The organism is Pseudomonas sp. MEJ108 (genome assembly GCF_030208985.1).
GTDB classification, from domain to species: Bacteria; Pseudomonadota; Gammaproteobacteria; order Pseudomonadales; family Pseudomonadaceae; genus Aquipseudomonas; species Aquipseudomonas fragariae.
The window spans coordinates 17,607-36,643 of record NZ_JARVSW010000020.1; the positions used below are offsets into that span (position 1 = coordinate 17,607).

The 19,037-nt window shown below is 58.7% G+C and carries 20 protein-coding genes and 1 other RNA gene; 14 read left to right on the top strand and 7 right to left on the bottom strand.

Translation table 11 applies throughout. The features are described from left to right. Positions 1-113 precede the first annotated feature (113 nt). Positions 114-1,274, bottom strand: a complete 1,161-nt coding sequence (gene algW, locus QRN50_RS10810; protein WP_003340656.1) for a Do family serine endopeptidase AlgW — start codon at positions 1,272-1,274, stop codon at positions 114-116. Positions 1,275-1,385: 111 nt separating this feature from the next. On the opposite strand from algW, the gene QRN50_RS10815 reads away from it, so the two are divergent. The 4 genes from QRN50_RS10815 (at position 1,386) to cysN (ending at position 5,567) form a co-directional block, all read left to right on the top strand. Beyond that, positions 1,386-2,144, top strand: coding sequence for a Nif3-like dinuclear metal center hexameric protein (locus QRN50_RS10815; RefSeq protein WP_003406058.1), 759 nt, complete (start codon positions 1,386-1,388; stop codon positions 2,142-2,144). Between the two features lie 153 nt (positions 2,145-2,297). After that, the gene (cysD, locus tag QRN50_RS10820; protein ID WP_003313577.1) at positions 2,298-3,215 is read left to right on the top strand and encodes a sulfate adenylyltransferase subunit CysD; all 918 of its coding nucleotides are present in this window, start codon (positions 2,298-2,300) and stop codon (positions 3,213-3,215) included. A 58-nt stretch (positions 3,216-3,273) separates the two neighbouring features. After that, positions 3,274-3,615, top strand: a complete 342-nt coding sequence (locus tag QRN50_RS10825) for a four helix bundle protein (RefSeq protein ID WP_003340660.1) — start codon at positions 3,274-3,276, stop codon at positions 3,613-3,615. Between the two features lie 53 nt (positions 3,616-3,668). Beyond that, entirely contained in the window at positions 3,669-5,567 is a 1,899-nt protein-coding gene (gene cysN, locus QRN50_RS10830) for a sulfate adenylyltransferase subunit CysN (RefSeq protein ID WP_011268855.1), read from the top strand. Positions 5,568-5,666: 99 nt separating this feature from the next. Here the strand turns inward: cysN and QRN50_RS10835 are convergent, their stop codons facing one another. Further along, entirely contained in the window at positions 5,667-6,110 is a 444-nt protein-coding gene (locus tag QRN50_RS10835) for a Z-ring associated ZapG family protein (protein ID WP_003406053.1), read from the bottom strand. Between the two features lie 145 nt (positions 6,111-6,255). On the opposite strand from QRN50_RS10835, the gene QRN50_RS10840 reads away from it, so the two are divergent. The 3 genes from QRN50_RS10840 to zapE all read left to right on the top strand — a co-directional run bounded on the left by QRN50_RS10840 (position 6,256) and on the right by zapE (position 9,431). Beyond that, positions 6,256-6,885 carry an alpha/beta hydrolase gene (locus QRN50_RS10840; protein ID WP_024638361.1) on the top strand — a complete coding sequence of 210 codons (630 nt, stop codon included), beginning with the start codon at positions 6,256-6,258 and terminating at the stop codon, positions 6,883-6,885. Between the two features lie 39 nt (positions 6,886-6,924). After that, positions 6,925-8,274 carry a tryptophan--tRNA ligase gene (locus QRN50_RS10845; RefSeq protein ID WP_024638360.1) on the top strand — a complete coding sequence of 450 codons (1,350 nt, stop codon included), beginning with the start codon at positions 6,925-6,927 and terminating at the stop codon, positions 8,272-8,274. Between the two features lie 62 nt (positions 8,275-8,336). Continuing rightward, positions 8,337-9,431 (top strand): cell division protein ZapE, encoded by a 1,095-nt coding sequence (zapE, locus tag QRN50_RS10850; RefSeq protein ID WP_003406046.1) that lies wholly within the window; start codon positions 8,337-8,339, stop codon positions 9,429-9,431. Positions 9,432-9,530: 99 nt separating this feature from the next. Here the strand turns inward: zapE and QRN50_RS10855 are convergent, their stop codons facing one another. Next, positions 9,531-10,436, bottom strand: a complete 906-nt coding sequence (locus tag QRN50_RS10855) for a GlxA family transcriptional regulator (protein WP_162009862.1) — start codon at positions 10,434-10,436, stop codon at positions 9,531-9,533. Between the two features lie 495 nt (positions 10,437-10,931). Here QRN50_RS10855 and rplM point away from each other — a divergent pair, with 495 nt between their 5' ends. The 4 genes from rplM to QRN50_RS10875 all read left to right on the top strand — a co-directional run bounded on the left by rplM (position 10,932) and on the right by QRN50_RS10875 (position 13,103). After that, positions 10,932-11,360: a 50S ribosomal protein L13 gene (rplM, locus tag QRN50_RS10860; RefSeq protein ID WP_002555065.1), complete on the top strand. Its 429-nt coding sequence runs from the start codon at positions 10,932-10,934 to the stop codon at positions 11,358-11,360. Between the two features lie 14 nt (positions 11,361-11,374). Then, entirely contained in the window at positions 11,375-11,767 is a 393-nt protein-coding gene (rpsI, locus tag QRN50_RS10865) for a 30S ribosomal protein S9 (protein WP_002555064.1), read from the top strand. A gap of 281 nt (positions 11,768-12,048) precedes the next feature. Next, complete coding sequence (locus tag QRN50_RS10870; RefSeq protein WP_003406040.1) at positions 12,049-12,666, top strand: glutathione S-transferase N-terminal domain-containing protein; 618 nt, start codon at positions 12,049-12,051, stop codon at positions 12,664-12,666. Positions 12,667-12,683: 17 nt separating this feature from the next. Further along, on the top strand, positions 12,684-13,103 hold the full coding sequence (locus tag QRN50_RS10875; RefSeq protein WP_003313571.1) for a ClpXP protease specificity-enhancing factor: 420 nt from the start codon (positions 12,684-12,686) through the stop codon (positions 13,101-13,103). A gap of 60 nt (positions 13,104-13,163) precedes the next feature. Here the strand turns inward: QRN50_RS10875 and QRN50_RS10880 are convergent, their stop codons facing one another. The 4 genes from QRN50_RS10880 to QRN50_RS10895 all read right to left on the bottom strand — a co-directional run bounded on the left by QRN50_RS10880 (position 13,164) and on the right by QRN50_RS10895 (position 16,679). After that, positions 13,164-13,742: a BON domain-containing protein gene (locus QRN50_RS10880; RefSeq protein WP_003406039.1), complete on the bottom strand. Its 579-nt coding sequence runs from the start codon at positions 13,740-13,742 to the stop codon at positions 13,164-13,166. Beyond that, entirely contained in the window at positions 13,739-14,332 is a 594-nt protein-coding gene (locus tag QRN50_RS10885) for a phosphoheptose isomerase (RefSeq protein ID WP_003418801.1), read from the bottom strand. The genes QRN50_RS10880 and QRN50_RS10885 overlap by 4 nt, the downstream gene beginning before the upstream one ends. A gap of 161 nt (positions 14,333-14,493) precedes the next feature. After that, positions 14,494-14,868 (bottom strand): YraN family protein, encoded by a 375-nt coding sequence (locus QRN50_RS10890; protein WP_024638357.1) that lies wholly within the window; start codon positions 14,866-14,868, stop codon positions 14,494-14,496. After that, the gene (locus QRN50_RS10895) at positions 14,865-16,679 is read right to left on the bottom strand and encodes a penicillin-binding protein activator (protein ID WP_011268851.1); all 1,815 of its coding nucleotides are present in this window, start codon (positions 16,677-16,679) and stop codon (positions 14,865-14,867) included. The genes QRN50_RS10890 and QRN50_RS10895 overlap by 4 nt, the downstream gene beginning before the upstream one ends. 280 nt (positions 16,680-16,959) lie before the next feature. On the opposite strand from QRN50_RS10895, the gene rsmI reads away from it, so the two are divergent. The 3 genes from rsmI (at position 16,960) to mraZ (ending at position 19,035) form a co-directional block, all read left to right on the top strand. After that, complete coding sequence (rsmI, locus tag QRN50_RS10900; protein WP_024641908.1) at positions 16,960-17,829, top strand: 16S rRNA (cytidine(1402)-2'-O)-methyltransferase; 870 nt, start codon at positions 16,960-16,962, stop codon at positions 17,827-17,829. An 85-nt stretch (positions 17,830-17,914) separates the two neighbouring features. After that, an RNA gene (gene rnpB / locus QRN50_RS10905) (RNase P RNA component class A) lies at positions 17,915-18,272 on the top strand. A 307-nt stretch (positions 18,273-18,579) separates the two neighbouring features. After that, on the top strand, positions 18,580-19,035 hold the full coding sequence (gene mraZ / locus QRN50_RS10910) for a division/cell wall cluster transcriptional repressor MraZ (protein ID WP_003406034.1): 456 nt from the start codon (positions 18,580-18,582) through the stop codon (positions 19,033-19,035). Positions 19,036-19,037 lie beyond the last annotated feature (2 nt).

Genomic DNA, 19,037 nt, shown 5'->3' on the forward strand with positions numbered 1-19,037 from the left:
TGACTACGCCTTCGCGAGCAGCTGGCTCCCACGTCCTTTGGGCACAAGCCTGGACGCCCTTTATTTCGGGCGTCACTGATCTGTGCTGTACCTCATTTTGAGGTACTGGCGCATCACTCCGGCGCTGCGACCGGGGTAGGGGCGGGCGGTGGGCGCAGGCCGACTTCGGCGCTCAGGCGCATTTCCTTGCCGTTACGCATTACGTCGATAGCAATCTTGTCCTTGGGTTTGGTGCGCGCCACCTGGTTCATCGAGCGACGACCGTCGCCGGCAGGTTCGCCATTGATGCTCAGGATCACGTCGCCCAGTTGCAGCCCGGCTTTCTGCGCCGGGCCGTCGCGGAAGATGCCCGCCACAACGATGCCTGGACGATCCTTCAGCCCGAAGGATTCGGCCAGTTCCTGAGTCAGGGGTTGAACTTCGATGCCCAGCCAGCCACGAATGACCTGACCGTGCTCGATGATCGACTTCATGACATCCATTGCCAGCTTGGTCGGAATGGCGAAGCCGATGCCCTGGGAGCCGCCGGACTTGGAAAAGATCGCGGTATTGATACCGATCAGGTTGCCGCTGGCGTCCACCAGCGCACCCCCCGAGTTACCCGGGTTGATGGCCGCATCGGTCTGAATGAAGTCTTCATAGGTGTTGAGGCCCAACTGATTGCGCCCTGTGGCACTGATGATGCCCATGGTCACGGTCTGGCCGACGCCGAACGGGTTGCCGATCGCCAGTGCCACGTCGCCGATGCGGATGCTGTCAGAGCGTGCGATGGTAATCGCCGGCAGATTTTTCAGGTCGATCTTGAGCACCGCGAGGTCGGTTTCCGGGTCATTGCCGATGACCCGGGCAATGGTTTCACGGCCGTCCTTGAGCGCGACCACGATCTGGTCCGCGCCGGTGGTGACGTGATTGTTGGTCAGTATGTAGCCTTCGGGGCTCATCATGACGCCAGAACCCAGGCTCGATTCCATACGCTTCTGCTTGGGCGTGTTGTCGCCGAAGAAGCGTCGGAACTGCGGGTCTTCGAAAAGCGGGTTGTTGCCCTTGTTGACCATCTTGGTGGTATAGAGGTTGACCACCGCGGGCGCTGCGGCAATGACCGCGTCGGCATAGGAAGACGGACCTTGCATGACATTGGTGGTCTGCGGGGCCTGTTGCAGATTGACATCCAGGCTCGGCAGACCGACCCACTGCGGATAGCGCTGAATAATCAGCATGGCGATAAGCACGCCAGCCAGCAATGGCCAGCCGAAAAAACGCAGTGCCTTGAACATTTAACAAGTCCTGATGGTTGCGGGCGCAGAAAGTTTTGCCACGGGTGCGCCATAATGGCGGGCATTATACGAGTACAACGCAGCTCTGAACTGCATATTTAGGAGTCTTTTATGGCTGTTGCCCTGAGCACCCTGGTCGAAGAAGCCGACCGCTATCTGAACAGTGCCCGGATTCAGGATTACTGCCCCAATGGCCTGCAGGTCGAAGGGCGCCCGCAAGTCATGCGCATCGTCAGCGGCGTGACGGCCAGTCAGGCCCTGCTGGACGCGGCAGTCGACGCTCAGGCTGATCTGGTTCTGGTCCACCACGGTTATTTCTGGAAGGGCGAAAACCCGTGTGTCGTCGGTATGAAGCAGCGTCGCCTGAAAACCTTGCTCAAGCATGACATCAGCCTGCTGGCCTATCACCTGCCGCTGGATGTGCACCCCGAGGTGGGCAATAACGTGCAACTGGCGCGTCAACTGGACATCACGGTCGAAGGCCCTCTGGACCCTGAAAACCCGCGTGTGGTCGGGCTGATCGGCTCATTGTCCGAGCCCGTGACTGCGCGGGATTTCGCCCGCCGCGTGCAGGATGCGCTGGGTCGTGAGCCGTTGCTCATTGAAGGCAGTCAGATGATTCGCCGTGTCGGCTGGTGCACGGGCGGTGGTCAGAACTATATCGATCAGGCGGTGCTGGAAGGCGTCGATCTGTTCCTCAGTGGCGAAGCGTCGGAGCAGACGTTTCATAGTGCACGCGAGAATGACATCAGCTTCATTGCCGCCGGTCATCATGCCACCGAGCGCTACGGCGTGCAGGCGCTGGGCGATTATCTGGCGCGGCGGTTTGCGCTCGAACATATCTTTATCGACTGCCCGAACCCGATTTGAACGATCAAACAGCAGGGCATATGCATAGATCGTTTCGATCTAGTTGCATCGCTGATTAGCGATATCACGCATGTTAAAGTGCGCGGCTCGAATACGGCCCGCTGGCCGCCCCGGGGTTTCCCGGTCCATAACGAACGCAATCCGTGAGTAGCCATGGTTGACAAACTGACGCATCTGAAACAGCTGGAGGCGGAAAGCATCCACATCATCCGCGAGGTCGCCGCCGAGTTCGATAACCCGGTGATGCTGTACTCGATCGGCAAGGATTCGGCCGTGATGCTGCACCTGGCGCGCAAGGCTTTCTTCCCCGGTAAACTGCCATTCCCGGTCATGCACGTCGATACGCGCTGGAAATTCCAGGAGATGTATCGCTTTCGCGATCAGATGGTCGAAGAAATGGGCCTGGACCTGATCACCCACATCAACCCCGATGGCGTGGCACAGGGCATCAATCCGTTCACCCACGGCAGCGCCAAACACACCGACATCATGAAGACCGAGGGCCTGAAGCAGGCGCTCGACAAGCATGGTTTCGACGCCGCCTTTGGCGGTGCCCGACGCGACGAAGAAAAGTCCCGGGCCAAGGAACGCGTCTACTCGTTCCGTGACAGCAAGCACCGCTGGGACCCGAAAAACCAGCGTCCCGAGCTGTGGAACGTCTACAACGGCAACGTCAACAAAGGTGAGTCGATTCGTGTGTTCCCGCTCTCCAACTGGACCGAGCTGGACATCTGGCAGTACATCTACCTGGAAGGCATCCCGATCGTGCCGCTGTATTTCGCCGCCGAGCGCGACGTTATCGAGAAGAACGGCACGCTGATCATGATCGACGACGAGCGCATCCTCGAGCATCTCACCGATGAAGAGAAGTCGCGCATCGTCAAGAAAAAGGTCCGTTTCCGCACTCTGGGCTGCTACCCGCTGACCGGTGCCGTCGAGTCCGAAGCGACCAGCCTGACCGACATCATTCAGGAAATGTTGCTGACGCGAACTTCCGAGCGCCAGGGCCGGGTCATTGACCATGACGGCGCTGGTTCGATGGAAGAAAAGAAACGTCAGGGTTATTTCTAAGGAGCAGCTTTTAGCTTCAAGCGGCAAGCTACAAGAAAATTAAAAGCAGGGGATCGAAATGGACTTCGAGAGACTCTTGGTATGGCAAAGAGCAAAGGCGCTGGCGGTCATTCTCTACAGGCAAACGGCGTCTTGCCCTGATCTGGCTTTCAGAAGCCAGATCACACGCTCTGGTTTGTCGGTACCAAGCAATATTGCTGAGGGCATGGAGCGATTCACTGCCAAGGACAAATGTCGCTTTTTGTATATTGCGAAAGCCTCGTGCGGCGAGCTGAGAACTCAGCTCATGATCGGCAGTGAAATCGGTTATATCCCTGAGGCCGTTGCAGCAGCATTGATTACTGAAACCCGCGAGCTCTCGAAAATGCTGTGCGGGCTGATCAACAAAATTTCTGAATAGCTGTACGCCGACAAGCTTGCCGCTTGAAGCTTACAGCTTGGAGCTCAACCGCTATGAGTCACCAATCTGATTTGATCAGCGAGGACATCCTCGCCTATCTCGGCCAGCACGAACGCAAGGAAATGCTGCGCTTTCTTACCTGTGGCAACGTCGATGACGGCAAGAGCACGCTGATCGGGCGTCTGCTGCACGACTCCAAGATGATCTACGAAGATCATCTTGAAGCCATCACCCGTGACTCGAAGAAGTCCGGCACCACCGGCGATGATGTCGATCTGGCGTTGCTGGTGGATGGCCTGCAGGCCGAGCGGGAGCAGGGCATCACCATCGATGTCGCTTATCGCTATTTCTCCACCGCCAAGCGCAAGTTCATCATCGCCGACACCCCGGGCCACGAGCAGTACACCCGCAACATGGCTACCGGTGCGTCGACCTGTGACCTGGCGATCATTCTGGTGGACGCCCGCTATGGCGTGCAGACCCAGACCCGTCGTCACAGCTATATCGCCTCGCTGCTGGGCATCAAGCATATCGTCGTCGCCATCAACAAGATGGACCTCAACGGCTTCGATGAAAGCGTTTTCGAGTCGATCAAGGCCGATTACCTGAAGTTTGCCGAGGGCATCGCGTTCAAGCCGACCACCATGGCTTTTGTGCCGATGTCGGCGCTCAAGGGCGACAACGTGGTGAACAAGAGCGAGCGTTCGCCGTGGTACACCGGCCAGTCGCTGATGGAAATTCTCGAAACGGTCGAAATCGCCAGCGACCGCAACTATGCGGACCTGCGTTTCCCGGTGCAGTACGTCAACCGTCCGAACCTGAACTTCCGCGGTTTCGCCGGTACGCTGGCCAGCGGCATCGTGCACAAGGGCGACGAGATCGTCGTGCTGCCGTCGGGCAAAAGCAGCCGTGTGAAGTCCATCGTCACCTTTGAGGGCGAGCTGGAGCAGGCGGGGCCGGGCCAGGCGGTGACGCTGACCATGGAAGACGAGATCGACATTTCCCGTGGTGACCTGCTGGTGCATGCCGACAACGTTCCGCAGGTCAGCGATGCGTTCGATGCCATGCTGGTGTGGATGGCCGAAGAGCCGATGCTGCCGGGCAAGAAGTACGACATCAAGCGCGCCACCAGCTATGTGCCGGGCTCCATCGCCAGCATCACCCACCGGGTCGATGTGAACACGCTGCAGGAAGGCCCTGCCAGCTCGTTGCAGCTGAACGAGATCGGCCGGGTCAAGGTCAGCCTTGATGCGCCTATCGCGCTGGACGGCTACAGCAGCAACCGCACCACGGGTTCGTTCATCGTCATCGATCGTTTGACCAATGGCACCGTTGCTGCAGGCATGATCATCGCCAAGCCGGTTTCAGGTGGTGGCTCGCAGCACCATGGCGAACGGGCTCACGTCTCCACTGAGGAGCGCGCGCAGCGCTTCGGCCAGCAACCGGCCACCGTGTTGTTCAGCGGCCTGTCCGGTGCGGGCAAGAGCACCCTGGCCTATGCCGTCGAGCGCAAGCTGTTCGACATGGGCCGTGCGGTCTATGTGCTGGACGGTCAGAACCTGCGTCATGACCTGAACAAGGGCTTGCCACAGGACCGTGCCGGTCGTACCGAGAACTGGAGCCGTGCCGCTCATGTGGCGCGTCAGTTCAACGAAGCCGGCCTGCTGACCCTGGCGGCATTCGTTGCACCGGATGCAGAAGGGCGTGAGCGCGCCAAGGCGCTGATCGGCAAGGATCGTCTGCTTACCGTCTATGTGCAGGCATCGCCAGCGGTCTGCCGCGAGCGTGATCCACAGGGCCTGTATGCCGCCGATGGCGACAACATTCCTGGCGAGTCCTTCCCGTATGACGTGCCGCTGAATGCCGATCTGGTGATCGACACGCAGACACTCAACGTCGAAGAAAGCGTCAGGCAGGTGCTGGAGCTGCTGCGCAGCCGCGGCGCGATCTGATTCATAGCCTCTAGCGGGGCAAGGGATTGCAGTTTCGATCCACAGAAAAGCCCGCCGCAGATGCTCTCTGCGGCGGGCTTTTTGTGTGGCTGCGAAAGCTTACTTCTTCAAGCCGTAATGCTCATCGAGCATGCCCGGGGTATTGGGCGACTTGGGGGCGTAATCCTTGGGTGTTTCAGTGTCGCGTGGCGGGGTCAGGCGGTCGCGATGATCGCGGTGCGCATGACTGGCCTCAGGGTGCAGGGCGGCCAGCAGGCGTTGGCGGGTCAGCTCGTCGAGAGCCAGGCGGTTGGCGCCTTCGGCAAGGTGTTCCTGAACATCCTGATAGCTCTGTGAAAGCTTTTGGACCAGATTGGCCGTGCTGTTGAAGTGCGTGACTACCTCGTTCTGATAGGCGTCGAAACGCTCCTGAATGTCATCCAGCTGGCGCTGGGTGCTGTTCGGAACGGTGTTGGGCAGCAGGCGTGCCACCAGAAAACCAATGACGACACCGGCCACCAGGGCGAGCGTCGGCAACAACCAGACTAAGAGCGAGTGTTCCACGAGTCCTTCCTCTATAAACGGCTTTGCTTTACGTTAACGGCTCGAACCTGCGCTGTATACCCGCGACGTATCGTTGATATGCAAGCCGCAGACAATCAGCTAGACGAGTCGACCCATTTCGAGGTCACGGAGTTCTGTTTTGCTCATGCGTGAAACCCCATTATTTATCGATGGCCCTGAAGGCCAGCTCGAAGCGCTGTACCAGGACGTCCCCGACGCCCGAGGTGTTGCACTGGTCTGCCATCCTAACCCGATACAGGGCGGAACGATGCTCAATAAAGTCGTCTCGACGTTGCAGCGTACCGCACGTGATCAGGGTTTGATCACGTTGCGCTTCAATTATCGCGGCGTCGGTGCCAGTGCCGGTACCTCGGTTGCCGGGCCGGGCGAGATCGATGATGCCCAGGCTGCCGCCCAATGGCTGCGGGCGCAACATCCTGATCTGCCGATGACCCTGTTCGGATTTTCCTTTGGCGGCTACGTCGCTGCCAATCTGGGTGGCAGGCTGGAAGCGCAGGGTGAAACGCTCACCCATCTGTTTCTGATTGCTGCTGCTGCGTCGCGCCTTGAGGATCAGAGCGTACTGCCCAAGGCCTGCCCGCTGACGATCATTCAGCCGGAGAACGACGAAGTGATCGATCCCGAGACGGTCTATGCATGGTCCGCCGCGTTGCAACGTCCCCATGAGCTGCTGAAAGTGGCAGAATGCGGACACTTTTTTCACGGCAAGCTGACTGATCTGAAAGATCTGCTCCTGCCGCGACTTTCCAGCTGATTGCAGCCCGTATTGCATCCTATTGATAAGCGACCTGCCATGACCACTCGTATCCTGACCGGTATCACGACCACCGGCACTCCCCATCTGGGCAACTACGCGGGCGCCATTCGCCCGGCCATTGTCGCCAGCCGTCAGAGCGATTTCGACTCGTTCTACTTTCTGGCCGACTACCACGCGCTGATCAAATGCGATGACCCGCTGCGCATTCAGCGCTCGCGTCTGGAAATCGCCGCGACCTGGCTGGCAGCGGGGCTGGACGTTGATCGTGTGACCTTCTATCGCCAGTCGGACATCCCTGAAATCCCGGAACTGACCTGGCTGCTCACCTGCGTCGCGGCCAAGGGCCTGCTCAATCGCGCCCACGCCTACAAGGCGTCGGTAGACAAGAACGTGGAAGGTGGTGAAGACCCGGATGCAGGCATCACCATGGGGCTGTACAGCTACCCGGTGCTGATGGCTGCCGACATCCTGATGTTCAATGCGCATCAGGTTCCGGTAGGCCGCGATCAGATTCAGCACGTTGAAATGGCCCGCGACATCGGCCAGCGTTTCAATCACCTGTTCGGCAATGGCAAGGAATTCTTCGTCATGCCCGAGGCGCTGATCGAAGAGAGCGTGGCGACGCTGCCCGGTCTGGACGGTCGCAAGATGTCCAAGAGCTACGACAACACCATCCCGTTGTTCAGCGCTGCCAAGGACATGAAAGGCGCGATATCGCGCATCGTCACTGACTCGCGTGCGCCGGGCGAAGCGAAAGACCCGGACACCTCGCACCTGTTTACCCTGTATCAGGCCTTCTCGACCGCCGAGCAGTGCGCTGAATTCCGTTCCGACCTGTTGCAGGGCCTGGGTTGGGGTGAAGCCAAGAATCGTCTGTTCACGTTGCTGGATGCGCAGCTGAGCGAGCCCCGTGAAAAGTATCTGGGGCTGATCGAGCGTCCTGCCGACCTCGAAGACATCCTGCTCGCTGGCGCACAGAAAGCCCGACGTGTCGCCACCCCTTTCCTCGAGGAGTTGCGCGAGGCGGTGGGCCTGCGGTCGTTCCGTACCGTGGTGCAGAACGCCGACACCGGCAAGAAGAAGGCCACTAAAGGCGCCCGTTTCGTCAGCTTCCGTGAAGACGACGGCAGCTTCCGTTTCCGTCTGCTGGCAGCCGATGGCGAGCAGTTGCTGTTGTCGCGCAATTTTGCCGATGGCAAGGCGGCTGGCGTGGTCAGCAAGCAGTTGCAGCAGGGCGGTGAACTGGACCTGCGCAGCGAAGACGATCGCTTCACGTTGTGGCTGGACGGCGCCTGTGTGGCGGACAGTCCGGTATTCGCCGACGCTGCCGCGCGCGACAGTGCCATCGAAACGCTCAAGCTGGCGCTCGCTCCCCAACAGGACTGATTGCCAATCCCCGGGGTCGTCGCTACAGTGACGACCCGTTTTTGTTGCCTTGCTAACGAATTATGACGCCCCTAGAACGATATCAAGCTGATCTGAAACGCCCGGACTTCTTTCACGATGCCGCTCAGGAAAACGCTGTGCGTCATTTGCAGCGCCTGTACGACGATCTGATCGCCGCTCACGACAGCAAGCCCGGCCTGTTCGGCAAACTGTTCGGCAAGAAAGAGCAGACGCTGGTCAAGGGGCTGTACTTCTGGGGTGGCGTAGGCCGCGGCAAGACGTATCTGGTCGATACGTTCTTCGACGCGCTGCCGTTCCAGGACAAGGTCCGTACGCACTTCCACCGCTTCATGAAGCGCGTGCACGAAGAGATGAAGACCCTCAAGGGCGAGAAAAACCCGCTGACGATCATCGCCAGGCGTTTTTCCGACGAGGCGCGGGTCATCTGTTTCGACGAATTTTTCGTCTCCGATATCACTGATGCCATGATCCTCGGCACGCTGATGGAAGAGCTGTTCAAGAACGGCGTGACGCTGGTGGCGACTTCCAACATCGTTCCGGACGGTCTGTACAAGGACGGCCTGCAGCGGGCGCGTTTCCTGCCGGCCATCGCGCTGATCAAGCAGAACACCGACATCGTCAACGTCGACAGTGGCGTCGATTACCGTCTGCGGCATCTGGAGCAGGCCGAACTGTTCCACTTCCCGCTCAACGAAGTTGCACAGGAAAGTCTGCGTAAAAGCTTCAAGGCACTGACGCCGGATTGCGCAGAAACCATCGAAAACGATGTGTTGATGATCGAAAACCGCGAGATCCGTGCGCTGCGCACCTGTGACGATGTGGCGTGGTTCGACTTCCGTGAGTTGTGCGACGGCCCGCGCAGTCAGAACGACTACATCGAGCTGGGCAAGATCTTCCATGCCGTGCTGATCAGCGGTGTCGAGCAGATGGACGTTGCCACTGACGACATCGCCCGACGCTTTATCAACATGGTCGACGAGTTCTACGATCGCAACGTCAAGCTGATCATCTCGGCCGAGGTTGAATTGAAGGACCTGTACACCGGTGGCCGCTTGATGTTCGAGTTCCAGCGCACCTTGAGCCGTCTGCTGGAAATGCAGTCCCACGAGTTCCTCTCGCGGGCGCACAGGGCCTAGTCGCAGCGGCAAGTTTCAAGCTGCAAGCCGCAAGCTAAAAGCCCAGGCTCTTGCAGCTTGCAGCTTGCAGCTTGCAGCTTGCAGCTTGCAGCTTGCAGCTTATAGCTTCTCCCTCTGACTCTCGAACTGTTGCCGGTACTGATTGGGTGACAGCTCGGTGTGCTGGCGGAACAGTCGGGCAAAGAAGCTGGCGTCGTCGTAGCCTACTTCGTAGCTGATGGTCTTGATGCTCTTGCGCGTCCCCGAGAGCAATCCCTTTGCTGTTTCGATCCGCAGCCGTTGCAGGTAATGCAGCGGCTTGTCGCCTGTGGCGGTCTGAAAGCGGCGCATGAAATTGCGAATGCTCATGCCGTGCTCGCGGGCCACGTCTTCAAAACGGAACTTGTCGGCAAAGTGCTCTTCCAGCCAGTGCTGAATCTGCAGAATGACCACGTCCTGATGAAGCTTCTGACCGCCAAAACCGATTCGCCCCGGCGAGTACGTGCGCCGCACTTCATAGAGGATGTCGCGGGCGACGGCCTGGGCGACATTGGCGCCGCAGAAGCGCTCGATCAGATAAATGTACAGATCGCAGGCTGAGGTCGTGCCGCCCGCGCAATACACGTTGTCGGCATCGGTCAGGTGCTTCTCCTGATTGAGCAGGACCTTGGGATAGCGCTCGGCAAATGCGCTGAAAAAACGCCAGTAGGTCGTCGCCTCCTTGCCGTCCAGCAACCCGGCTTCGGCAAGCCAGTAGACGCCGGTGGCTTCGGCGCAGAGTACGGCACCGTTGGCGTGCTGCTCGCGCAACCACGGCAGGATCTGTGGGTAACGCTGGCAAAGGGTATCAAAATCGTCCCAAAAGGCCGGGATGACGATGATGTCGCTCTGGCACAGCGCGCCGTCGACCGGCAGGGTGACGTCGCTGAAGCTGCTGACCGAAAGCCCGTCCGGGCTGACCAGGCGCGTTTCGAAGGCGGGCACCAGGCCGTGGCCCAATTGCTTGCTGTAGCGCAGGCTCGCCAGATGGAAGAAGTCCTTGGCCTGCATGACGGTCGAGGCAAACATCTTGTCCGTGGTCAGGATGCTTACGCGGCGCAGAAGAGTGGCGTGTCGGATCGGCATAGTCGTTATTCTTATATGGGTAAATGGTCAAGCAACGGCTGGATCGTCTTATTTTTTGCCAAAACTGTCCAGCCTCGTTACGTGGGGCTCCTTGGCAGGGTATCCATGATGGCTTTGTGCTAAGGGGGGTAAATATCCGCCAATCCACGCCCCGCAGGCAATAAACAGAATGTGAACAAAAAATCCGGTTGAGGTTATTTTTACAGTCTGTATAATCCGCCAGCTCTTTGCAGTGGAAGTGATGCGCCGTCTGCCGAAGAATCTTGCCGTATAACGGACGCGCTGACCCGAGCCCCCGATAGCGTCTGTTTCCGGCTGCCTTTGACTTGTCAAAGTACGCACTATTCAGTAAGATCCGCCGTCTAATTTTCAGGGCGGCCCCTGAGGCTATAAAGAATGAAAACTTTTACTGCTAAACCGGAAACAGTTAAGCGCGACTGGTTCGTCGTCGACGCTGCTGGTCAGACCCTGGGTCGTCTGGCCACCGAAATCGCGAGCCGTCTGCGTGGCAAGCACAAACCGGAATACACTCCGCACGTTGATACCGGCGACTACATCGTCGTGATCAATGCCGAGCAGATCCGCGTTACTGGTGCCAAGACCACCGACAAGATCTACTACTCACACTCCGGTTTTCCGGGCGGGATCAAGTCGATCAACTTCGAAAAGCTGATCGCCAAAGCTCCTGAGCGCGTGATCGAGACCGCGGTCAAAGGCATGCTGCCTAAGAACCCGCTGGGTCGCGACATGTATCGTAAGCTGAAAGTCTATGCGGGCGCTGTACACCCTCATACTGCTCAGCAGCCCCAAGAACTGAAGTTTTAACGGAATAGTTCATTATGTCGGCGACTCAAAATTACGGCACTGGCCGTCGCAAGACCGCAACCGCTCGCGTTTTCCTGCGTCCGGGTACTGGTAACATCTCGATCAACAACCGCTCCCTGGACAATTTCTTCGGTCGCGAAACTGCCCGCATGGTAGTTCGTCAGCCGCTGGAACTGACCGAGACAGTTGAAAAGTTTGACATCTACGTCACCGTTATCGGTGGCGGTGTAAGTGGTCAGGCTGGCGCAATCCGCCACGGTATCACTCGCGCTCTGATGCAGTACGACGAGACACTGCGTGGCGCTCTGCGTAAAGCAGGCTTCGTGACTCGCGATGCTCGTGAAGTTGAACGTAAGAAAGTCGGTCTGCGTAAAGCGCGTAAGCGTCCGCAGTACTCGAAGCGTTAATACGCTCTTCGTTCAAAGAAAGAACGTCCATCCCCTCGCGGGGCTGGGCGTTTTTTTATGGGCGTGTGTTTTACGGTTAAGGTGTTTTTGGGCTGCTCGTTTTACGTCGATATTGTGAAATTTATCCGCCTGTCGACGAAGATTACGGAATTTACATCGCGTAAATGAGCTATCTTGTGGCCCGCGACGAACACCTGTCCTGTTGCGTTCATTATCGGATGCGCCGTTGAAGCGCGTTCGTTCGTCTGTCCGATAAATTTTAACAAGCGAGGAGGATCGCCATGGGCGTGACCAACCGGTTGGCCTGCTACTCCGACCCCGCCGACCACTATTCTCATCGCGTACGCATTGTGCTCGCCGAGAAGGGTGTCAGCGCCGAAATCATTGAAGTGGTGGCAGGTCGTCATCCGCCGCAACTGATTGAAGTAAATCCGTACGGCAGCGTGCCGACCCTCGTCGATCGTGACCTGGCGTTGTACGAGTCGACCGTGGTGATGGAGTATCTGGATGAGCGCTATCCACATCCGCCTCTGCTGCCCGTCTATCCGGTTGCCCGTGCCAATAGCCGTTTGCTGATCCATCGTATCCAGAGAGACTGGTGCGGCCTTGTCGACCTGATTCTGGACACGCGCAGCAAAGAGCCTGCTCGTGTTCAGGCGCGCAAGGAGCTTCGCGAGAGTCTGGCCGGGGTTTCCCCGTTGTTCGCGGAAAAAGCTTTTTTCATGAGCGACGAGCTAAGTCTCGTTGACTGCTGTCTACTCCCCATACTCTGGCGTTTGCCAATTTTGGGTATTGAATTGCCGCGGCCTGCCAAGCCGTTGCTTGATTACATGGAGCGCCAATTTGCGCGTGAGGCTTTTCAGACGAGTCTGTCTGCTGCCGAACGTGAAATGCGCTAAGGCTTAAGGAGCCGTTAATGAACTCCAGTCGCCCTTATCTTGTTCGTGCTCTCTATGAGTGGATCGTCGATAACGATTGCACCCCGCATGTGCTGGTCAATGCGGATTACCCGTCGGTGCAGGTCCCGCAAGGGTTTGCCAATGACGGGCAGATTGTCCTGAATGTTTCGCCCAGTGCCGTGCGTCATCTGCATATGGATAACGAAGCGGTCAGTTTCGAAGGCCGCTTCGGCGGCGTGCCGCACACGCTTTACGTACCTGTCGCTGCCATCCTGGGTATTTATGCCCGCGAGAACGGTCAGGGCATGGTTTTCGATCTGGAGCCTTCCATGGAAGAGGGCGAGGAAATCGAGATCGAGATCGAAGACGATACGCCTCCGCCAGACAGCGAACCGCCACGTCCGAGTGGCAGGCCGAGTCTGAAGGTCGTGAAGTAAAAAACGGGCAATAAAAAAGGCGATCTTCGGATCGCCTTTTTCATGCCTGTCGGTCACCCGTCAGTCGATGTACTCGAAGAGTTTGACGATCTTCTGCACACCGGAGACGCCCTGTACCAGGTTGGTGGCGCGATTGGCTTCGTCCTGGGTCACCAGGCCCAGCAGGAACACGATGCCGTTCTCGGTCACTACCTTGATGCGCGAGCCGGGGATGGACGCGTCAGCGATCATCTGGCTTTTGATCTTGGTCGTCAGCCAGGCGTCGTTGTTGCGCGCCAGCAGCGAGGAGGGTGCCATCACCTGCAGTTCGTTGTTGACCTTCTTGACGCGCTGAACCGCGCTGGCGGCCTGTTCGGCCATGGCCTTGAGGTCGGCACGCGGTGTCTGGCCAGCCAGCAGCACGATGCCGTTGAAGCTGGTCACAACGATGTGGGAACCGTCTGCGAGGTCAGGGCTGGCCTTGGAGATGTTGACGGCTGCCTTGGTTTCGATCAGCGAGTCATCGATCTTGCTGCCGAAGGTGCGCGTGCCGCGATCATCTTCGATCGGTTTTTCGCGAGTGGCCGTGATCACCGAACTGCATCCGGTGACGCTGAGGCACAGTGTCAGAACCAGTAGGCTGAGACGATTAGGGGTCATTCTTCACTCCCGAACAGTTGGCTGTCGATCAAATCGCAAAGGCAATGGATCGCCAGCAGATGGACTTCTTGTATGCGTGCCGTGACATTGGCGGGTACGCGGATCTCCACATCCTCGGGCAATAGCAGCGAGGCCATGCCGCCACCGTCGCGTCCCGTCAATGCTACGACAATCATTTCGCGATCATGTGCGGCCTGGATGGCCTGAATAATATTCGCCGAGTTGCCGCTGGTGGAAATGGCCAGCAACACATCGCCTGGCTGCCCCAGCGCGCGGATCTGTTTGGAGAAGATTTCGTTGTAGCTGTAATCGTTGGCGATCGAGGTGATCGTCGAGCTGTCGGTGGTCAGTGCAATCGCCGGCAGGCTCGGCCGCTCACGTTCGAAGCGGTTGAGCAGTTCCGAGGAAAAGTGCTGTGCATCGCCTGCTGATCCGCCGTTGCCGCACGCGAGCATCTTGCCCTCGTTGAGCAGGGCATTGACCATGACCTGACTGGCTTGCTCGATAAAGGGTGCTAGGACTTCCATCGCCTGTTGCTTGGTTTCGATGCTGGCCTGGAACAGCCGGCGAATTCGGGATTGCATGTCCATCAATGTGACCTTAATTAGAGCGTACGGCGGCGAGGCGGATGCGCCGGGTTCTCCCGGGAGCTATCCGGCACACAAGGTGTGCAGCCGGCAAAACAAATAGCGAAATCGGTGAGGGCTGTAGCGTATTGCATTCCTGGCTCAGGCTGGGCCGCTGCGCCAGCTCAGCTGTCAAAAGCGCTCTTGATCCAGTTCAGCGGTGCGGCATTGCCAGGCTCGCCTTCAATGGCGATCACGTCGAAACGGCAAGGATGATTGGCCCAGGCCGTTGCGTGCTGCAGAAAAAGCTGTGCGGCCGTGACGAGTTTCTCCTGCTTGCGAAAATCGACGCTTTCCATGGCGCCGCCCCAGCCTGAATGGCGCCGGTAGCGAACTTCGACGAATACTACTGTATCGCCGTCAAGCATGACTAGATCAAGCTCGCCGCGTTTGCATAACCAGTTTTGTTCAATCAGGCGCAGCCCCTGTCGTTGCAAAAACTGCAGGGCGAAGGCTTCAGCCTCGCGCCCTGCTTGCTGGCGGGTGCTGCGTTGCATCAAGGAGCCGTGTCCGGCAGGCGCTGGACCTTGCCGTCGACGAATTCGGCCCATGGCAGTTGGCGTTCGACGCGACGGCCAGGGTTCAGGCTGAGGCTGCCGGACAGCCCGTCAATGCGGCTGTCAGGCATTGCCTTGAGCTGGGCGAGGCGCGGTGCCAGACGATAGGCGTCGATACCCATCGCATACAGGCGACCCAGGCTGCCTGCGGCCTGCGGCCATTGCGCGGTGACCTGCTGGCGCAGCGGGTCTTCGGCGTTCAGCAGCCACGGCGTTTCGCAGAAGCGCACGCCATTCAGGTCCATGTATTGCGCGTGATCGTTGCTGTTGGTGAACAGGTGCGAAGTGGCGTAGACCGGAACGTCACCTGCGTACTGGAAGACCATGGTGGGTTTGATCTGCTGCGCTTGTTGCGGGGTCGCGGCGAGAAACATGAAGTCGATGTCCTGGCGACGGCTTGGCTGAGCGGCGATCTGAGTGCCGGCCGTGCTTTGCAGGCGTTGCGCGCGGCCTTCGCTGTTGCGCAGCTGGAACAGGTCGGCGACCTGCTGTGCCAGTTCTACGGGCTGATCAACGTGCTCTGCAGCGATCAGCGTGCCGCCCTTGGCCTGCCAGCTCTTGCGGAAGGCATCCAGCACGCGGTCGCCCCATTCGCCTTTCGGAACCATCGCTACGGCGCTGCGCTTGCCGTCCGCCCAGGCGCGACGTGCGACCTCGCGGGCTTCGTCTTCGGCGGCCAGGCCGAACTGATACAGCTGGGCAGGGCCTTCATTGCTGGTGTCGCTGTAGTTCAGCGCCAGGGTAGTGATAGGCAGCTGCTGACGGCTGTTCAGCTGTTTGACGAGGTTCTTTTCCAGCGGACCGACGACCAGTTGCACACCAGCGGCCTGAGCCTGACGGTAGAACTCGTCCATCGAGGTGATTCGCGAGCTGTCGAAGACCTGAATGGCCGGCGGATTCTCGCCTGCTTGCTGAGCCTGGAAGTGCGCGGCCATGAAGCCTTCGCGCAACGCCTTGGCGACCGCGGCCAACTGACCGTCCTGCGGCAGCAGCAGGGCGATTTTGGTAATCGGCTCGCTGGTCAGTGCACGCAGCTGCGCGAGGGCAGTAGGCAATTGCAGTGCAGCAGGGTGTTTAGGGTTCTGCGCTTTCCAGTTGTCGATGGCAGCCTGTTGCTGCTCGAGCGTGCCTGCGCCCTTGATCGAGCGAGCCAGGTTCAGCCAGCCGCCCATATCGTCGGTGGCTGTGCTCTGCAGTTGCTCGGCAGGCAGGGCGGAGACCAGTGTCCAGATCGCGTCATTGTTGGCGCTGGCGTCTGTGCCTTGCAGCAGCGGGCCGGCGTAAACCCGCTCGTTGGCGGCTGCCAGAGCCTGACCATCGGCTTCCAGGGCGCGTGCCTTGACCATGTGAGTGCGAATCTGCTGCTCGACCGACAGTTCGCCAAGGCGCTGCATGCTTGGATGATTCAGGGCGGTCAGCGCTGCCTTGGGTTGATTGCGGCCCATCGCCAGCTCAGCGGACAGTGTGCTGGCGAAAACCTGCAAGCCGGGCTTGAGTTGATCGATTTGCACCTGTCCGAGGATTTGCGCGGCGCGCCCCGCGTCATTCTGGCGGCTGGCCAGATCGGCAGCACTCAAGCGCAGCGTTGCGGCCTGCTCGGGTGTTTTGGCGCTGGCGGCCTGCTCGAGCAATTGCTCGATACTGGCATCAGGGGTTCGAGGCAGCTCGCCAAGGCTGGACGAGGGCGAGCTGGCACAGGCTGCGAGGAGGGCAGCGAGGCAGAGGGCAGAGAGCAGCCGCAGACAAGCGATCATTGGTATGTTCCTGAAACTCGAGCGAATTAACGGGGGATTGTACCCAAGCGCTGGCCGGGGTGCGATGTCGAAGGTATTTAAAGCCGTGATATCAGTCGCGTTAAGGTCATCTGGCGGCCAAATCGTTCAATTCGAGAGGTGCGCCGCGCTTCTTGCTCGGGTCTGAACATGTTTTCATTCCTTTTTTGTCGGCATCCTGACGCGCGAACCGTTCCGCCGGGCCGCAGTCTGTACAATGCATTTTTTCCAAGTGCCTGTTTTAACCTGCGAGGTTTGCGTTTTGACTGTTCCGGTTGTTTCGAATTCCACTTCGGGTTCGCTTTATGTAGTGGCGACTCCTATCGGCAATCTGGACGACATGAGCGTGCGAGCCCTGAAGGTGTTGCGTGAGGTCGCGCTGATTGCGGCTGAAGACACGCGTCATTCCGCACGGCTGATGCAGCATTTCGGCATCTCTACGCCATTGGCGGCCTGTCACGAACATAATGAACGTGATGAGGGTAGTCGGTTCATCACGCGTCTGCTGGCCGGTGATGACGTCGCACTGATTTCCGATGCGGGCACGCCACTGATCTCCGATCCCGGTTACCACCTGGTGCGCCAGGCGCGCGCCGCGGGTGTGCCGGTCGTACCGGTGCCGGGCGCGTGCGCCTTGATCGCAGCGCTGTCTGCGGCCGGGCTGCCGTCGGATCGATTCATTTTCGAAGGCTTTCTTCCGGCCAAGTCTGCCGGTCGCAAGGCCAGGCTTGAGCGTGTCAGGGAAGAGCCGCGCACGCTGATCTATTATGAGGCGCCGCACCGCATCCTGGAGTGTCTGCAGGATATGGAACTGGTCTTCGGTGCTGACCGTCAGGCGTTGCTGGCGCGTGAAATAACCAAAACTTTCGAAACCCTCAAGGGTCTGCCTTTAGGTGAGCTGCGGGCGTTCGTCGAATCCGACAGTAATCAGCAGCGTGGCGAGTGCGTCGTGCTGGTGGCGGGCTGGACGCCGCCGGATGACGAGGACGTCATCGGTGATGAGGCCCGCAGGGTGCTGGATTTGCTGCTTGCCGAGATGCCGCTCAAGCGCGCCGCAGCGCTGGCTGCCGAAATAACCGGCGTGCGCAAGAACCTGCTGTATCAGGTGGCGCTGGAAAAACAGAAGGAGTAACACGCTGCTTTTGAAAGGGACAACCGGGACACGCATGCTATTAAAGCTTGTTCTTGATGGCGTGTGCCGCTAACCTTGTCGGCGGAGAGTCGATTGGACAGTCGCTGCCTCTTGTTGTTCCGCAACAAGGGGGGGAGGAAAGTCCGGGCTCCATAGGGCGGAGTGCCAGGTAACGCCTGGGAGGCGTGAGCCTACGGAAAGTGCCACAGAAAATAACCGCCTAAGCACTTCGGTGCCGGTAAGGGTGAAAAGGTGCGGTAAGAGCGCACCGCACGTCTGGTAACAGTTCGTGGCAAGGTAAACCCCACTCGGAGCAAGACCAAATAGGGTTCCTAGGCGTGGCCCGCGCTGGAACCGGGTAGGTTGCTAAAGACGTCCAGTGATGGCCGTCGTAGAGGAATGACTGTTCTCGACAGAACCCGGCTTACAGATCGACTCTCCACCTTTTTTCTTCCCCTTCGTTTCAAGCAGCAAAACCCCTCCGTAATACCAAAAAAATCTTACAGCTCATAAATTACATTAACTTCGAATCGCAACGATTTGAGTTGCGTGGGATTTATCCGTCGGATCCTTCGCAAAATTACCCTTTTATCCCCAATGCCTCTCCTAAATCTCCGAAATGTAAGGGTTTTCCTTAAGACCGTGCCTTGACGGTGTGGTGGGCGCGTTCCTATAGTGTGCGCAAGTGGCAGAAAGTGGCACGAAGTGGGTTTTTTTAGCGCAAAAAGCTAATATTCGGAGAATGCGCCTGTGTTCCGTGGTGCCAATGCGATCAATCTCGATGCCAAGGGCCGTCTCGCTATGCCGAGCCGGTACCGTGACGAGTTGGATTCGCGTAGCGCCGGCCAACTTATCGTGACCATTGATGCCGTTGATCCATGCCTTTGCCTTTACCCGCTTTCCGAATGGGAGCTGATAGAGGCAAAACTTCGTGATCTGGCGACGTTTCGTGAAGAAAACCGTCGTCTGCAAAGGCTTCTGATTGGTAATGCTGTCGATCTGGAACTCGATGGCAGCGGGCGTTTTCTGGTGCCGCCACGTCTTCGCGAATACGCGAAGCTCGACAAGCGCGTGATGTTGGTGGGCCAGCTCAACAAGTTTCAACTGTGGGACGAGGACGCCTGGAACGCTCTTGCTGACGCTGACCTGGCTGCCATTCAAAAACCTGGCGCGATGCCCGACGAATTACGTGATTTGATCCTGTGACT

Coding starts and splice junctions, on each gene's coding strand:
- algW (WP_003340656.1), bottom strand. CDS start 1,274: ATGTTCAAGGCACTGCGTTTTTTCGGCTGGCCATTGCTGGCTGGCGTG.
- QRN50_RS10815 (WP_003406058.1), top strand. CDS start 1,386: ATGGCTGTTGCCCTGAGCACCCTGGTCGAAGAAGCCGACCGCTATCTG.
- cysD (WP_003313577.1), top strand. CDS start 2,298: ATGGTTGACAAACTGACGCATCTGAAACAGCTGGAGGCGGAAAGCATC.
- QRN50_RS10825 (WP_003340660.1), top strand. CDS start 3,274: ATGGACTTCGAGAGACTCTTGGTATGGCAAAGAGCAAAGGCGCTGGCG.
- cysN (WP_011268855.1), top strand. CDS start 3,669: ATGAGTCACCAATCTGATTTGATCAGCGAGGACATCCTCGCCTATCTC.
- QRN50_RS10840 (WP_024638361.1), top strand. CDS start 6,256: ATGCGTGAAACCCCATTATTTATCGATGGCCCTGAAGGCCAGCTCGAA.
- QRN50_RS10845 (WP_024638360.1), top strand. CDS start 6,925: ATGACCACTCGTATCCTGACCGGTATCACGACCACCGGCACTCCCCAT.
- zapE (WP_003406046.1), top strand. CDS start 8,337: ATGACGCCCCTAGAACGATATCAAGCTGATCTGAAACGCCCGGACTTC.
- rplM (WP_002555065.1), top strand. CDS start 10,932: ATGAAAACTTTTACTGCTAAACCGGAAACAGTTAAGCGCGACTGGTTC.
- rpsI (WP_002555064.1), top strand. CDS start 11,375: ATGTCGGCGACTCAAAATTACGGCACTGGCCGTCGCAAGACCGCAACC.
- QRN50_RS10870 (WP_003406040.1), top strand. CDS start 12,049: ATGGGCGTGACCAACCGGTTGGCCTGCTACTCCGACCCCGCCGACCAC.
- QRN50_RS10875 (WP_003313571.1), top strand. CDS start 12,684: ATGAACTCCAGTCGCCCTTATCTTGTTCGTGCTCTCTATGAGTGGATC.
- QRN50_RS10880 (WP_003406039.1), bottom strand. CDS start 13,742: ATGACCCCTAATCGTCTCAGCCTACTGGTTCTGACACTGTGCCTCAGC.
- QRN50_RS10885 (WP_003418801.1), bottom strand. CDS start 14,332: ATGGACATGCAATCCCGAATTCGCCGGCTGTTCCAGGCCAGCATCGAA.
- QRN50_RS10895 (WP_011268851.1), bottom strand. CDS start 16,679: ATGATCGCTTGTCTGCGGCTGCTCTCTGCCCTCTGCCTCGCTGCCCTC.